General features: G+C 42.5%; 15 protein-coding genes. 13 read left to right on the top strand and 2 right to left on the bottom strand.

From position 1 onward, the window contains the following. Positions 1-85 precede the first annotated feature (85 nt). The 12 genes from MHI44_RS03255 to MHI44_RS03200 all read left to right on the top strand — a co-directional run bounded on the left by MHI44_RS03255 (position 86) and on the right by MHI44_RS03200 (position 12478). Complete coding sequence (locus MHI44_RS03255) at positions 86-229, top strand: YqzL family protein (protein ID WP_003230053.1); 144 nt, start codon at positions 86-88, stop codon at positions 227-229. A 36-nt stretch (positions 230-265) separates the two neighbouring features. Next, positions 266-1033 carry a DNA repair protein RecO gene (gene recO / locus MHI44_RS03250; protein ID WP_014477369.1) on the top strand — a complete coding sequence of 256 codons (768 nt, stop codon included), beginning with the start codon at positions 266-268 and terminating at the stop codon, positions 1031-1033. Positions 1034-1329: 296 nt separating this feature from the next. Further along, positions 1330-2217 (top strand): glycine--tRNA ligase subunit alpha, encoded by an 888-nt coding sequence (gene glyQ / locus MHI44_RS03245; protein WP_003226213.1) that lies wholly within the window; start codon positions 1330-1332, stop codon positions 2215-2217. Further along, positions 2210-4249 carry a glycine--tRNA ligase subunit beta gene (gene glyS / locus MHI44_RS03240; protein WP_339202858.1) on the top strand — a complete coding sequence of 680 codons (2040 nt, stop codon included), beginning with the start codon at positions 2210-2212 and terminating at the stop codon, positions 4247-4249. Before glyQ ends, glyS begins: the two co-directional genes overlap by 8 nt. Positions 4250-4381: 132 nt before the next feature. Further along, positions 4382-5020: a transcriptional regulator CcpN gene (gene ccpN / locus MHI44_RS03235; protein WP_003237058.1), complete on the top strand. Its 639-nt coding sequence runs from the start codon at positions 4382-4384 to the stop codon at positions 5018-5020. A 25-nt stretch (positions 5021-5045) separates the two neighbouring features. Next, on the top strand, positions 5046-5858 hold the full coding sequence (locus MHI44_RS03230; RefSeq protein WP_003230064.1) for a pyruvate, water dikinase regulatory protein: 813 nt from the start codon (positions 5046-5048) through the stop codon (positions 5856-5858). A 253-nt stretch (positions 5859-6111) separates the two neighbouring features. Next, complete coding sequence (locus MHI44_RS03225) at positions 6112-6606, top strand: YaiI/YqxD family protein (protein ID WP_003230065.1); 495 nt, start codon at positions 6112-6114, stop codon at positions 6604-6606. A 33-nt stretch (positions 6607-6639) separates the two neighbouring features. Beyond that, the gene (dnaG, locus tag MHI44_RS03220; RefSeq protein WP_064671022.1) at positions 6640-8451 is read left to right on the top strand and encodes a DNA primase; all 1812 of its coding nucleotides are present in this window, start codon (positions 6640-6642) and stop codon (positions 8449-8451) included. Positions 8452-8649: 198 nt separating this feature from the next. Continuing rightward, complete coding sequence (gene rpoD / locus MHI44_RS03215; protein WP_003226225.1) at positions 8650-9765, top strand: RNA polymerase sigma factor RpoD; 1116 nt, start codon at positions 8650-8652, stop codon at positions 9763-9765. 329 nt (positions 9766-10094) lie between these two features. Continuing rightward, on the top strand, positions 10095-10457 hold the full coding sequence (gene cccA / locus MHI44_RS03210) for a cytochrome c550 (RefSeq protein ID WP_003230068.1): 363 nt from the start codon (positions 10095-10097) through the stop codon (positions 10455-10457). A 256-nt stretch (positions 10458-10713) separates the two neighbouring features. Then, complete coding sequence (trmK, locus tag MHI44_RS03205; protein ID WP_069837638.1) at positions 10714-11364, top strand: tRNA (adenine(22)-N(1))-methyltransferase TrmK; 651 nt, start codon at positions 10714-10716, stop codon at positions 11362-11364. Then, a complete protein-coding gene (locus MHI44_RS03200; RefSeq protein ID WP_131227635.1) occupies positions 11357-12478 on the top strand; it encodes a Nif3-like dinuclear metal center hexameric protein in 1122 nt (373 codons plus the stop codon). Before trmK ends, MHI44_RS03200 begins: the two co-directional genes overlap by 8 nt. 22 nt (positions 12479-12500) lie before the next feature. On the opposite strand, the gene MHI44_RS03195 is transcribed toward MHI44_RS03200, so the two are convergent. Both MHI44_RS03195 and MHI44_RS03190 read right to left on the bottom strand, forming a co-directional pair. Further along, positions 12501-13445 (bottom strand): 4-hydroxy-3-methylbut-2-enyl diphosphate reductase, encoded by a 945-nt coding sequence (locus MHI44_RS03195; protein ID WP_014477361.1) that lies wholly within the window; start codon positions 13443-13445, stop codon positions 12501-12503. Between the two features lie 122 nt (positions 13446-13567). After that, positions 13568-14317 (bottom strand): YqfQ family protein, encoded by a 750-nt coding sequence (locus MHI44_RS03190; protein WP_256682879.1) that lies wholly within the window; start codon positions 14315-14317, stop codon positions 13568-13570. Positions 14318-14485: 168 nt separating this feature from the next. On the opposite strand from MHI44_RS03190, the gene cshB reads away from it, so the two are divergent. Continuing rightward, a complete protein-coding gene (gene cshB, locus MHI44_RS03185; protein WP_004399101.1) occupies positions 14486-15802 on the top strand; it encodes a DEAD-box ATP-dependent RNA helicase CshB in 1317 nt (438 codons plus the stop codon). The last annotated feature ends 9 nt before the right edge of the window (positions 15803-15811 follow it).

Genomic DNA, 15811 nt, shown 5'->3' with positions numbered 1-15811 from the left:
ATGAAATGGAGGACATCTGGTCAAGATAAAGGTAAGAATTTGGAGTTTAGGTAAGCTAGTTTAACTACAGAAAGGTGGGTTTCTTGTGTTGAATTTTACCTGGAACGTATTTTCTCAAACAGGAAATGTTGATACGTATCTTCTTTTTAAAGAACTGGAAAAAGAGAACATGGAAAGACCCGAAGAACTAGAAGATGAGCTAGCCCGATTTGATTATCCAATTTTATAAACCTCTTGGCCGCTCCTGCTTGAGGAAGGTGCGGAAATGCTGACAAAATGTGAAGGAATCGTTCTTCGCACAAATGATTACGGAGAGACGAATAAAATCGTAACTTTACTGACAAGAGAACACGGAAAAATAGGTGTTATGGCACGAGGCGCCAAAAAACCGAACAGCCGTTTATCAGCAGTCAGCCAGCCCTTTTTGTATGGTTCTTTCTTAATGCAAAAAACATCGGGCCTCGGAACGCTTCAGCAGGGGGAAATGATCCTCAGCATGAGAGGCATCAGGGAAGACTTGTTTTTAACAGCATATGCTGCCTATATTGCTGAGTTAGTCGACAGAGGCACAGAAGAAAAAAAGCCAAATCCTTATTTATTTGAATTCATATTAGAATCATTAAAACAGCTGAATGAAGGAACAGATCCGGATGTTATCACCTTCATTGTTCAAATGAAGATGCTCGGTGTCATGGGCCTGTATCCTGAGCTAAATCATTGTGTACATTGTAAAAGCCAAGACGGAACCTTTCATTTCTCTGTTCGTGATAATGGTTTTATATGCCACCGCTGTTTTGAAAAAGATCCTTACAGGATACCGATCAAACCGCAAACGGCAAGGCTGTTAAGACTCTTTTACTATTTTGATCTGTCGAGGCTCGGCAATGTGTCCTTAAAAGAGGAAACAAAAGCTGAATTAAAGCAAGTGATTGATTTATATTACGAAGAATATTCGGGATTGTATTTAAAATCAAAGCGCTTTTTAGATCAAATGGAAAGCATGAAACATCTTATGGGTGAAAACAAAAGTTGACTTTTGGTCCATCTTTTTATATGATCATTTATTATAAAATATGTTGCAGTGAGAGAAAGAAGTACTTGCGTTTACCTCATGAAAGCGACCTTAGGGCGGTGTAAGCTAAGGATGAGCACGCAACGAAAGGCATTCTTGAGCAATTTTAAAAAAGAGGCTGGGATTTTGTTCTCAGCAACTAGGGTGGAACCGCGGGAGAACTCTCGTCCCTATGTTTGCGGCTGGCAAGCATAGAGACGGGAGTTTTTTGGTTGCTGCCGCAGTCAACTTATGAAAGAAAAGTGGAGGTGCTTGAAATGAATATTCAAGACATGATTCTAACCTTGCAAAAGCATTGGTCCAGTCAGGGCTGTGTGCTTATGCAGGCTTACGATGTAGAAAAAGGAGCCGGCACGATGAGCCCGTATACATTTTTGCGCAGTATCGGTCCTGAGCCGTGGAAAGTGGCTTATGTAGAGCCTTCCAGACGTCCGGCAGACGGCCGCTACGGGGAGAACCCGAACAGACTGTATCAGCATCATCAGTTCCAGGTCATTATTAAACCGTCACCTGATAACATTCAAGAGCTGTATTTGGATTCCTTGCGTGCTCTTGGAATTGATCCGCTTGAGCACGATATTCGCTTTGTTGAAGACAACTGGGAGAATCCGTCTTTAGGCTGCGCGGGTCTAGGCTGGGAAGTTTGGCTTGACGGAATGGAAATAACACAATTTACGTATTTCCAGCAGGTCGGGGGATTAGAGTGTAAACCCGTTTCTGTAGAGATTACGTATGGAATTGAGCGTCTCGCGTCTTATATCCAGGATAAAGAAAACGTGTTTGACTTGGAATGGACGTCAGGGTTTACAGTAAAAGATTTATTCATGATGGCTGAATATGAGCATTCTGTTTATACGTTTGAAACATCAGACGTCGATATGCTGTTCCAATTGTTCAGCACATATGAAAAAGAAGCGATCAAGCAAATGGACAACGGACTTGTTCATCCAGCATATGACTATGTGCTGAAATGCTCGCACACTTTCAACCTGCTTGATGCCAAAGGTGCGATCTCTGTTACCGAGCGGACGGGCTATATCGCAAGAGTGCGGAATTTAGCTAGAAAAGTAGCAAAAACCTACTATGAGGAACGAGAAAAACTAGGGTTCCCAATGCTTAAAGGGGAGGGTTCTTCTCATGAGTAAACAGGATTTACTTTTAGAGATCGGATTAGAGGAAATGCCGGCGCGCTTTTTGAATGAAAGCATGGTTCAGCTTGGCGACAAGCTGACAGGCTGGCTTAAAGAAAAAAATATTACTCACGGTGAAGTGAAACTCTTCAATACACCGAGACGTCTTGCTGTGTTCGTTAAGGATGTCGCAGAAAAGCAGGATGATATAAAAGAAGAAGCAAAAGGGCCTGCGAAAAAAATTGCCCTTGATGCGGACGGGAACTGGACAAAAGCGGCAATCGGCTTTTCAAAAGGCCAAGGCGCAAATGTGGAAGACCTGTACATCAAAGAAGTAAAAGGCATAGAGTATGTATTCGTGCAAAAATTCCAAGCCGGCCAAGAAACGAAGTCGCTTCTGCCAGAATTGAGCGGTTTAATTACAAGCTTGCATTTCCCGAAAAACATGCGCTGGGGAAATGAAGATTTGCGTTATATCCGACCGATCAAATGGATTGTCGCATTATTTGGACAGGATGTCATTCCATTTTCGATCACAAACGTTGAGTCTGGACGGACAACACAGGGACACCGTTTCCTCGGACATGAAGTGTCAATTGAATCACCTTCAGCTTATGAAGAGCAGCTGAAAGAACAGCATGTTATTGCTGATCCTAGCGTCCGAAAGCAAATGATTCAATCTCAGCTGGAAGCAATGGCTGCTGAAAACAATTGGAGCATTCCAGTTGACGAAGACCTTCTTGATGAAGTGAATCATTTAGTAGAATACCCGACAGCTCTTTACGGTTCATTTGAATCCGAGTTTCTGTCAATTCCTGAAGAAGTGCTTGTCACAACAATGAAAGAGCATCAGCGCTACTTCCCTGTCAAAGACAAAAACGGTGACCTGCTGCCTCACTTTATCACAGTCCGAAACGGCAACAGCCACGCGATTGAAAATGTGGCCCGAGGTAATGAAAAAGTGCTGCGCGCACGTTTATCTGATGCTTCATTCTTCTACAAAGAAGATCAGAAACTAAACATTGATGCAAATGTGAAGAAGCTTGAAAATATCGTTTTCCATGAAGAGCTTGGTTCTCTTGCTGATAAGGTTAGAAGAGTCACATCAATCGCAGAGAAACTTGCCGTTCGTCTTCAGGCTGATGAAGATACATTAAAACATGTGAAGCGGGCTGCTGAAATTTCTAAATTCGACCTTGTGACGCATATGATATATGAATTCCCTGAACTTCAAGGAATTATGGGCGAAAAGTATGCGAGAATGCTTGGCGAAGATGAAGCTGTGGCGGCGGCAGTTAATGAACATTATATGCCTAGATCAGCGGGCGGAGAAACGCCTTCTACTTTCACCGGAGCTGTTGTAGCAATGGCGGATAAGCTTGACACAATCGCTTCATTCTTCTCTATCGGCGTAATTCCGACCGGTTCCCAGGACCCTTACGGACTGCGCCGCCAAGCAAGCGGTATTGTTGCGATTCTTCTTGACCGCAACTGGGGAATTTCATTTGAAGAGCTGCTTACTTTCGTTCAAACCAATAAAGAAAATGAACTGCTGGATTTCTTCACTCAGCGCTTGAAATATGTCTTGAATGCTGAACAAATCAGACATGATGTCATTGACGCCGTGCTGGAAAGCTCTGAGCTTGAGCCGTACTCTGCGCTGCATAAAGCACAAGTACTGGAGCAAAAGCTTGGTGCACCTGGCTTTAAGGAAACAGCCGAAGCGTTAGGCCGAGTGATCTCTATCAGCAAAAAAGGAGTCCCCGGAGACATTCAGCCTGATCTGTTTGAAAATGAATACGAAGCAAAACTGTTTGATGCCTACCAAACAGCGAAGCAAAATCTGCAGGAAAACTTCAGCAAAAAAGATTATGAGGCGGCGCTTGCTTCACTTGCAGCCTTAAAAGAACCGATCGATGCTTACTTCGATCATACAATGGTTATAGCGGATAATGAGTCATTAAAGGCAAATCGTTTAGCGCAAATGGTAAGCTTGGCGGATGAGATCAAGTCCTTTGCGAATATGAATGCCCTTATTGTAAAATAAAGAGAGAAAAGGCGGTTGCTGTGTGATCGGTAATCGTCTTTTCCCCATTTATAAGTTTTTTGTTTGATTACAAGATATTTACGTTATAATATGGATTATTATTTCTTTACATAGCTATGAAGTGAAAAGGTGGTGAGTACGATCGAACTAAATAAACGGCAAGAACATATTTTGCAGATTGTAAAAGAAAACGGGCCGATTACAGGGGAGCATATTGCAGAAAAGCTGAACCTAACCAGGGCGACATTGCGCCCGGATTTAGCCATACTCACCATGTCAGGATTCCTCGAGGCGCGCCCGAGAGTCGGTTATTTCTATACGGGAAAAACCGGCACGCAGCTTTTGGCGGATAAACTCAAAAAGCTTCAGGTGAAAGACTTTCAATCTATCCCCGTAGTGATTCACGAAAACGTTTCTGTGTACGATGCGATTTGCACCATGTTTTTAGAAGATGTAGGTACTCTGTTTGTGGTGGACCGCGATGCTGTTTTAGTCGGGGTGCTTTCACGAAAAGACTTGCTCAGAGCGAGCATTGGCCAGCAGGAGCTTACATCGGTCCCTGTTCACATCATCATGACAAGGATGCCGAACATTACGGTGTGCAGACGCGAGGATTATGTGATGGACATTGCAAAGCACTTAATAGAAAAACAAATTGATGCACTGCCTGTCATCAAAGACACCGATAAAGGCTTTGAAGTGATCGGCAGAGTGACAAAAACAAATATGACAAAAATACTTGTCAGTTTATCTGAAAATGAAATCCTATAAGATTGCAAACTAACGGGGGGATAATATGAATAACCGCATCATCTATGTTGTATCGGATTCCGTCGGTGAAACGGCTGAATTGGTAGTAAAAGCAGCACTCAGCCAATTTAACGGATCAGCGGATGATACTCATGTAAGAAGAATTCCTTATGTTGAAGATATAGGCACTATCAATGAAGTGATTTCACTTGCAAAGGCAGACGGCGGCATTATCTGTTTTACACTCGTGGTGCCGGAAATCAGAGAATATTTGATAGCCGAAGCGGAAAAAGCAAATGTTTTATATTATGATATTATCGGCCCGTTGATTGATAAAATGGAAACAGCCTACGGTTTAACAGCGAAATACGAACCGGGGCGGGTGCGCCAGCTTGATGAAGATTATTTCAAAAAAGTGGAGGCCATCGAGTTTGCAGTTAAATACGATGATGGACGTGATCCAAGAGGAATTTTAAAAGCTGATATCGTTTTGATCGGCGTGTCAAGAACGTCTAAAACACCGCTGTCTCAATATCTCGCACACAAACGCCTGAAGGTTGCCAATGTTCCGATTGTACCGGAGGTTGATCCGCCGGAAGAACTCTTTAACGTTGATCCGAAAAAATGCATCGGTTTAAAGATTAGCCCTGATAAACTGAATCATATCAGAAAAGAACGTTTAAAATCACTCGGGCTTAATGATAAAGCGATTTATGCAAATATCAACAGAATCAAAGAGGAACTCGAGTATTTCGAAAAGATTGTGGATCGGATCGGCTGCCAGGTTGTTGATGTTTCAAATAAAGCGGTTGAGGAAACAGCAAATATTATCCATCATCTCAAAACAAAAAACATATAACTCAGGACGCTCTATCCTGGGTTTTTGGCTGTGCCAAAAGGGAATAATGAAAAACAATAGCATCTTTGTGAAGTTTGTATTATAATAAAAAATTGTGATAAAATGATTAATTTTAGGTTTAAGGATCGTGTGATACGAATAAACTATTATGGGTAAGATGTCAAGAATTTCTCCCGGAAATTTTTCGACAAATTCATATACATCCACAATAATAAAGGATGTGCGATTTTGCTTGCTTTTATGCAGGAGTTTAATGGAGGGATGGAGAATTACTCTTCTTAATGAACAAGAAAAGACGATTTTTGTCGATGCTGATGCTTGTCCGGTAAAAGATGAAATTTTACAAACAGCATCCGAGTATGAAGTTCAAGTTCTTTTTGTCGCTTCATTTGAACATTATCAGCTTTCCAGAAGCAATGAAGAAAAATGGAAGTATGTTGATCCTCATAAAGAAGCTGCTGATTTATATATCGCAAATCACGTGAAACCGGGAGATATTGTTGTGACGCAGGACATCGGATTAGCATCTCTGCTGTTGAACAGAAATGTCTCCGTTATGTCGGAAAGAGGTCGTCTTTACAAAGAAGACACGATTGATTTTGCCCTAGAGGGCCGTCATTTTTCCGGCAAACAAAGAAGAAAAGGCGTATATGCCAAAGGGCCTAAAAAATTGAATAAAGAAGATCGAGAACGATTTATTACACTGCTGCAAAAAATCCTGTCGAACGATGAAGGGATTTTGCACTAAAGCATCGAATAATGTACGACGGAGTGTTATAAGATGGGAAATCGGATACCAGATGAAATTGTGGATCAGGTGCAAAAGTCGGCAGATATCGTTGAAGTCATAGGTGATTATGTTCAATTAAAGAAGCAAGGCCGAAACTACTTTGGACTCTGTCCTTTTCATGGAGAAAGCACACCTTCGTTTTCCGTATCGCCCGACAAACAGATTTTTCATTGCTTTGGCTGCGGAGCGGGCGGCAATGTTTTCTCTTTTTTAAGGCAGATGGAAGGCTACTCATTTGCCGAGTCGGTTTCTCACCTTGCTGACAAATACCAAATTGATTTTCCAGATGATATAACAGTCCATTCCGGAGCCCGGCCAGAGTCTTCTGGAGAACAAAAAATGGCTGAGGCACATGAGCTCCTGAAGAAATTTTACCATCATTTGTTAATAAATACAAAAGAAGGTCAAGAGGCACTGGATTATCTGCTTTCTAGGGGCTTTACGAAAGAGCTGATTGATGAATTTCAGATTGGCTATGCTCTTGATTCTTGGGACTTTATCACGAAATTCCTTGTAAAGAGGGGATTTAGTGAGGCACAAATGGAAAAAGCGGGTCTCCTGATCAGACGCGAAGACGGAAGCGGATATTTCGACCGCTTCAGAAACCGTGTCATGTTTCCGATCCATGATCATCACGGGGCTGTTGTTGCTTTCTCAGGCAGGGCTCTTGGCAGCCAGCAGCCTAAGTATATGAACAGTCCTGAAACCCCGCTCTTTCATAAAAGCAAACTGCTTTACAATTTTTATAAGGCCCGCCTTCATATCAGAAAGCAGGAAAGAGCAGTCTTATTTGAAGGGTTTGCTGATGTCATATCGGCCGTAAGCTCGGGTGTAAAAGAAAGCATAGCCACGATGGGAACATCTCTTACAGATGATCATGTCAAGATCCTGAGAAGAAACGTCGAAGAAATCATTCTTTGCTATGACTCTGATAAAGCCGGTTATGAAGCCACCTTAAAAGCTTCGGAGCTTCTGCAAAAAAAAGGCTGCAAAGTCAGAGTTGCAATGATTCCTGACGGATTGGACCCTGATGATTACATCAAAAAATTCGGCGGGGAAAAATTTAAAAACGACATTATTGACGCAAGTGTCACCGTAATGGCGTTCAAAATGCAATATTTCCGAAAAGGAAAGAACCTGTCCGATGAAGGCGACCGCCTAGCTTACATTAAAGACGTACTGAAAGAAATCAGCACGCTTTCAGGGTCTCTAGAGCAGGAAGTCTATGTAAAGCAGCTTGCTTCAGAGTTTTCGCTTTCACAGGAGTCTTTAACTGAGCAGCTGTCTGTTTTCAGCAAACAAAACAAACCTGCTGACAATAGCGGTGAAACTAAAACGCGGCGAGCGCATCTGACGACAAAAGCAAGGCAAAAACGTTTGCGTCCGGCGTATGAAAATGCAGAAAGGCTGTTACTCGCTCACATGCTTCGAGATCGGAGCGTCATCAAAAAAGTGATTGACCGGGTAGGGTTTCAATTTAATATTGATGAGCACCGGGCATTAGCCGCCTATCTTTATGCTTTTTATGAAGAGGGAGCCGAGCTGACGCCTCAGCATCTGATGGCCAGGGTGACGGATGATCATATAAGCCAGCTCTTGTCTGATATATTAATGCTTCAGGTTAGTCAAGAGCTTAGCGAAGCCGAGTTATCAGATTATGTAAAAAAAGTGTTGAATCAAAGAAATTGGTCAATGATAAAAGAAAAAGAGGCGGAAAGAGCCGAAGCCGAAAGGCAAAAAGATTTTTTAAGAGCTGCTTCTCTGGCTCAAGAAATCGTTACATTGAACCGATCTTTAAAATAACTGGAGAACTGATGAGGAGCATGTATTGGCAATGATTCCTTGCGGAGGAGCAAATAGATCGCTTAACCTCATCATGAATTGTCATTTCATTATTCGCACATTGTTAAAGGCAGTTCACATAGAAAACGCCTGAATGGACCGAATAAGAATCATACCGCTTATAGAATTCGTTGCAAGCTTTGGAAGGAGGGATCCATAATGGCTGATAAACAAACCCACGAGACAGAATTAACATTCGACCAAGTAAAAGAGCAATTAACAGAGTCTGGTAAAAAACGTGGCGTTTTGACATATGAAGAAATTGCTGAGCGTATGTCCAGCTTTGAAATTGAATCAGACCAAATGGATGAGTATTATGAATTTTTAGGTGAACAAGGTGTTGAATTAATTAGTGAGAATGAAGAAACAGAAGATCCTAATATTCAGCAGCTTGCCAAAGCCGAAGAAGAATTTGACCTTAATGACCTAAGTGTACCGCCTGGCGTTAAAATCAATGACCCAGTTCGTATGTATTTAAAGGAAATCGGTCGGGTTAACCTTCTTTCTGCAAAAGAAGAAATCGCCTACGCTCAAAAGATTGAAGAAGGTGACGAAGAATCTAAACGCAGATTGGCTGAAGCGAACCTGCGGCTTGTTGTCAGTATCGCAAAACGGTATGTCGGACGCGGTATGCTGTTCCTTGATCTGATCCAGGAAGGAAACATGGGCCTGATGAAAGCCGTTGAAAAATTTGATTATCGCAAAGGTTATAAATTCAGTACGTATGCTACGTGGTGGATCAGACAGGCGATTACACGCGCCATTGCCGATCAGGCGAGAACGATCCGGATTCCCGTTCATATGGTTGAAACCATTAATAAATTAATCCGTGTGCAGCGTCAATTACTGCAAGACTTAGGCAGAGAACCAACACCTGAAGAAATTGCGGAAGATATGGATTTAACGCCTGAAAAAGTACGCGAAATCTTAAAGATTGCTCAAGAGCCGGTATCTCTGGAAACACCGATCGGTGAAGAGGATGACTCGCACCTTGGTGATTTCATTGAAGACCAAGAAGCAACTTCACCTTCTGACCACGCCGCATACGAGCTATTGAAAGAGCAGCTGGAAGATGTGCTTGATACGTTAACTGATCGTGAAGAAAATGTATTGCGTCTTCGATTCGGTCTTGATGACGGCCGTACAAGAACATTAGAAGAGGTCGGCAAAGTATTTGGAGTAACGAGAGAGCGTATTCGACAAATCGAAGCCAAAGCGTTGCGGAAACTAAGACATCCTAGCAGAAGTAAACGTTTGAAAGATTTCCTTGAATAAGATGGAACGGGTCTTGAAGATCCGTTCTTCTTTTTTTTAAAAAGATATATGGATAATATGCCTTTATTTTACTGAAAAATGATGTCATTTGCAAATGAACATTGTGGTGAAAAATTTCAAAATCTAATTCCATATTTACTATTGTAAGCGTATACAATACATTATACAATAGAATAAAAAGGATATTAGAGATTTAGGCATGTTTCTATTCAATTTTGTACAAAGTGTGAATAAAAAACTTTTGTATAGCAATCCATTTACTTTTTGTAAAAATAAGTTAGAATTAGAAGTGTTTACATAGGGGGAAGGATCAAAAAGGGGGAAGGGAAATGAAATGGAACCCGCTTATTCCATTTTTGCTGATCGCTGTTTTAGGAATTGGTCTAACTTTCTTTTTATCAGTAAAAGGACTTGATGACTCTCGGGAGATTGCGAGCGGAGGAGAAAGCAAATCTGCTGAAAAGAAAGATGCAAACGCTTCACCAGAAGAAATTTACAAGGCAAACTGCATCGCATGCCACGGTGAAAATTATGAAGGTGTTTCGGGTCCTAGCTTAAAAGGTGTAGGGGATAAGAAAGATGTCGCTGAAATTAAAACAAAGATCGAAAAAGGCGGTAATGGAATGCCTTCTGGTCTTGTTCCGGCCGATAAGCTGGATGATATGGCAGAGTGGGTGTCAAAAATTAAATAAAAGAACTATTTTTCTCTTTATACATTCACAGGCCGCCGAGATGTTCTCGACAGCCTTTTATTTTTGACTGCCGCGTGCAGACCCGCATCAAAAGAAATAATCTCAAAATCATTTGCTTCAGCTTGGATTCCGGGCTGATTTTTTATATGATAGTAAAGGAAAAAATGATTGAGAAAAGTTGTGATGACAAGTGAACGAATTAAAATTATCTAAACGATTGCAAACAGTAGCGGAGTACATACCGAATGGAGCGGTGATGGCCGATATCGGCTCTGACCACGCATACCTTCCTTGTTATGCGGTGCTGAATCATAAAGCCAGCGGGGCGATTGCCGGAGAAATAACAGACGGCCCATTTTTGTCTGCAAAGCGGCAGGTTGAAAAATCAGGCTTAAACTCGCACATTTCTGTAAGGCAGGGAGACGGACTGGAAGTGATTAAAAAAGGTGAAGCTGATGCCATTACGATTGCCGGAATGGGCGGGGCTTTGATCGCTCACATTTTAGAAGCGGGCAAAGACAAATTAACGGGGAAGGAACGGCTCATTTTACAGCCGAATATTCATGCTGTTCATATCAGGGAGTGGCTTTATAAAGAAGGATATGCGCTGATAGATGAGGTAATCCTTGAAGAGGACGGAAAGTGCTATGAGGTGCTGGTGGCAGAAGCGGGAGACAGGGATGCGGCTTATGACGGTATTTCTTTATCAGCCGGGATGCTCGTCGGCCCTTTCTTGGCAAAAGAAAAAAATGCTGTCTTTTTGAAAAAGTGGACACAAGAGCTTCAGCACACTCAAAGCATTTATGAACAGATCAGCCAAGCGGCGGATACAGAGCAAAACAAACAAAAATTAAAGGAGCTCGCCGATCGAATGGAGCTGTTAAAGGAGGTAATCGATCATGGCTAAAAGTGTAAATGGGCAGCAGATCATCCAGCTGTTTGAACAATTTTCCCCGAAAGCCTATGCGGTTGAAGGAGATAAAATCGGCCTGCAAATCGGCACTTTAAACAAACCAATTAAAAATGTGATGGTTACACTTGATGTGTTAGAGAGCGTTATCGATGAAGCGATTGAAAAAGAGGTTGACTTGATTATTGCACACCATCCTCCTATTTTCCGACCGCTAAAGCATATTTCAACAGATCAGCCTGCCGGAAGGTTAATTGAAAAGTGTTTGAAGCATGATATTGCTGTTTATGCAGCTCATACAAATTTAGACGTTGCGGACGGCGGCGTGAATGATTTGCTTGCTGAAGCATTAGAGCTGAGTGAGACGGAAGTGCTGGCACCTACTTATACGGATCCTCTGAAAAAGCTGGCAGTTTACGTGCCGAAGGAATATGAAGAGCAGGTCAGAGCCGCGCTCGGAAATGCGGGGGCCGGCCATATCGGTGAATACAGCCATTGCGCGTTTTCATCTGAAGGAATCGGCAGCTTTAAGCCATTGGACGGAGCTAAGCCTTTTATCGGTGAAGTGGGAGAGCTTGAGCTTGTTCATGAAGTAAGGCTTGAGACTGTATTTCCTAAAAGCGTCGAAAAAGCTGTTATCAATGCAATGATAAAAAGCCATCCATATGAAGAAGTCGCTTACGATATCTATCCTGTCGAACAGACTCCCGCCGAAAAAGGGCTCGGCCGTGTCGGAATCCTTAAAAATGAGATGACGCTCAAGGAATTCGCTTTATTTGTGAAAGACAAGCTTGACGTCAATGGTGTCAGAATGGTGGGAGATGCTGACAGTATGGTGAAAAAGGTAGCTGTTCTTGGCGGAGATGGAAACAAGTATATTCATCATGCAAAACGAAAGGGAGCCGATGTTTACGTCACAGGAGATTTATACTTCCATGTGGCCCATGATGCGATGATGCTTGGCCTAAATGTGGTTGATCCGGGCCATTACGCGGAAAAAATCATGAAAGAAGGCGTCACGAGAAAACTGACATCAATGTGTAATGATAAAAAGTTTGACGTGAATATCATTGTTTCTGAAACAGATACAAATCCATTTATATTTCTATAAAAAAACTGAGGCTTTTACAGCCTCAGTTTTTTGCTTTTACTTTTGGAAGTATTTTTTTGAGCGGTATATTATGTTCAGTTGTCCAAGTTGATGGATCTTCGTGATCAAACTGCTCTAAAAAGCGAATGACTTCTTTTGTGATCGGCGTCGGTGTTGAAGCTCCCGCTGTAACTGCAACGGTATTAACGCCTTTCAGCCATTCGAGCTTCAATTCGCTTAAGTCGCCGATCCGGTATGCTTTTGTCCCGGCTATTTCCTCTGACACTTGAGCAAGCCTATTTGAATTGTTGCTTTTCGGGTCTCCGACAACGATTGTTAAGTCCGCTTTTTTTGCCTGCTCTGATACAGCTTCCTGCCGCACTTGAGTAGCGAGGCAAATCTCTTGGTGATATTCGACATGAGGATATTTTTCTTTGACAAGCTCCATAATGTCGTGAACATCCCATTGAGACATTGTTGTTTGATTCGTCACGATTAACTTCTCTGCTTGGATATCAAGGTTCTTTACATCTTCTTCTGTTTCAACTAAGTGAACGATCTCCGGCGCTACGCCAACGGCTCCCTCAGGCTCTGGATGCCCTTTTTTGCCGATATAGATCACGTGATATCCTTTTTCTTTCATCTCTAAGATTAGATTATGAGTTTTCGTCACATCCGGACATGTAGCATCAATTGCGACTAACCCTTTTTCTTCTGCGATTCTTCTGACTTCGGGAGAAACACCGTGCGCAGTGAAAATGACAGTTCCTTTGTCAACCTGCTTTAAGATGTCCAGACGGTTAGAGCCGTCCAATGTAAAAATCCCTTCCTCTTCAAACGCATCAGTGACGTGTTTATTATGAACAATCATCCCGAGTATATAGATGGGTCTTGGCAAGCTTTTATCTAGTGACGCATTTTTGGCAATCACCATAGCATCAACAACACCATAGCAATAGCCGCGCGGTGAAATTTTAATTACGTCCATTTTCGGTTGTCCTCCAATACTGAAGTGAGTAAAGGCAATATAAAAAGCCGTAATCAAACGGCTCTATTCTTGCATTCTTCTGATCTCATTATAGCCAATCTCACTTCAGATATCAAAGAATGTTAAATATATAATCTCGGTTTTGAACTGCCTGATGTTCTTTTCGGAGCAGGAGAGGCAGCTTCCTTTTTCTTCGGGGCAGATGTTTTTGATTCTTGTTCTTTATTGTCAATTGTTTTAGATTTCTTTGGGAGAGAAGAACTTTTTGGTTTTGATTTTTTGTTCCCATCTGAGGTTTTTGTTTCAGTCTCTTTCTCTTTTTCTGATGATTCTTCTGAAACGGATTGTTTTTCACTTTCCTCATTGGCCTCTGTCTCAGTATCATCACTTTTACTTAATTGGCTGTACAGCTTCATCATTGCTGGCAGATTGCGGACTAATGGGCCGTACTGCTGGATCATAGGGGTGACTTGCTGCGCCATGCCGAGTACTTTTTGCACATTTCCAAGCATACTGGATAATGATGCAGGATTGGCGATATTTTGAATGCCTTGCAGGCCAGCACCTCCGCTCGCTGCTGCACCTGCTCCTGGAATTCCAGGAACTCCGGCGCTGCCAGCGCCTCCTCCGCCGGGTAGGAACCTTGACAGCATTCCTTTTAAGCCTCCGCCTGTACCTGCACCTGCACCATTTCTCGCTCCGGCATTTGCCTGAGGAAGAAATTGTCCGGCTTGCTGAAAACCTTGCTGCTGTGCTCCAAATGAAGGTCCTCGCATATTAGGCGGTCTTCTGCCCATCATTCGCTGATTTGGCATGGGGCGGGGCGGTCCGGGCTGTGGGTAATTTCTCATTGGCTGCTGCGGTGAAAACATACTTGTACCTCCTTTCAGCTCTCTCTGCTATTAGAATATGCATGGGCTGCGGTATTTGCTTTACATAACTGAATAAAACAAACGCCTTGCAAACGTGGTGTTTTTAAGCAAAATCGGGTATAATGTGATGATGGACACATAATGTGCCGCTTTAAGGAGCTGGGAAAAATGAAAGAAACGAAATTTGAACTTTATGAATTGAAACCATTTATTATAGATGCAGTACATCGCCTTGGTTTTTACGAACCGACTGATATCCAGAAAAGGCTGATTCCTGCAGTGTTAAAAAAAGAAAGCGTCATCGGCCAGTCTCAGACGGGTACTGGAAAGACTCACGCTTATTTACTGCCTTTATTAAACAAAATCGATCCTGCTAAGGATGTCGTTCAGGTAGTCATTACGGCTCCGACAAGAGAGCTTGCCAACCAGATTTATCAGGAAGCGCTTAAAATCACGCAGGGTGAGGAAGGCAGTCAGATTCGCTCGAAATGTTTTATCGGAGGCACTGATAAACAAAAATCAATTGATAAATTGAAAATACAGCCGCATCTTGTTGTCGGTACACCTGGACGGATTGCTGACTTAATCAAAGAACAGGCGTTAAGTGTTCATAAAGCGGAATCTCTTGTTATTGATGAAGCGGATTTAATGCTGGACATGGGATTCCTTGCAGATGTAGATTACATCGGTTCCCGCATGCCTGAGGATCTGCAAATGCTTGTGTTCTCAGCGACCATACCGGAAAAGCTGAAACCATTCTTGAAGAAATACATGGAAAATCCGAAATACGCCCATGTGGAGCCAAAACAGGTGACTGCTGCGAAAATCGAGCATATCCTCATTCCTTCGAAACATCGTGACAAGGACAAGCTCCTTTTTGACATCATGTCGCATCTGAATCCATACCTGGGGATTGTGTTTGCCAACACGAAAAATACGGCTGACCATATTGCCCAGTATCTGACTGGCAAAGGCATGAAAATCGGCTTGCTGCACGGCGGATTAACACCACGTGAGCGGAAAAAAGTCATGAAGCAGATCAATGATTTGGAATTCACATATATCATTGCAACTGACCTTGCCGCAAGAGGTATTGATATTAAAGGTGTCAGCCATGTTATCAACTATGAGCTGCCGGATGATCTCGATTTCTATGTTCACCGTGTGGGCAGAACGGCTCGTGCCGGCTCATCAGGACAAGCGATGACCATTTATGAGCTTACTGATGAGGATGCATTAGTAAGACTTGAAAAAATGGGCATCGAATTTGAGTACTTAGAGCTTGAAAAGGGCGAATGGAAAAAAGGCGATGACCGTCAGCGCCGCAAAAAACGTAAAAAAACGCCGAATGAAGCGGATGAAATTGCTCATCGTCTCGTGAAAAAGCCGAAGAAGGTTAAGCCTGGGTATAAAAAGAAAATGAGCTATGAGATGGAGAAAATCAAGAAAAAACAGAGAAGAAACCAATCTAAGAAAAGAAAGTAGGGGAACCTG

The sequence above is a fragment of the Bacillus sp. FSL K6-1366 genome (assembly GCF_037976695.1).
Classification (GTDB): domain Bacteria; phylum Bacillota; class Bacilli; order Bacillales; family Bacillaceae; genus Bacillus; species Bacillus subtilis.
Note: the sequence above shows the minus strand (reverse complement) of the source record. Positions and strands in the feature narration are given on the sequence as shown.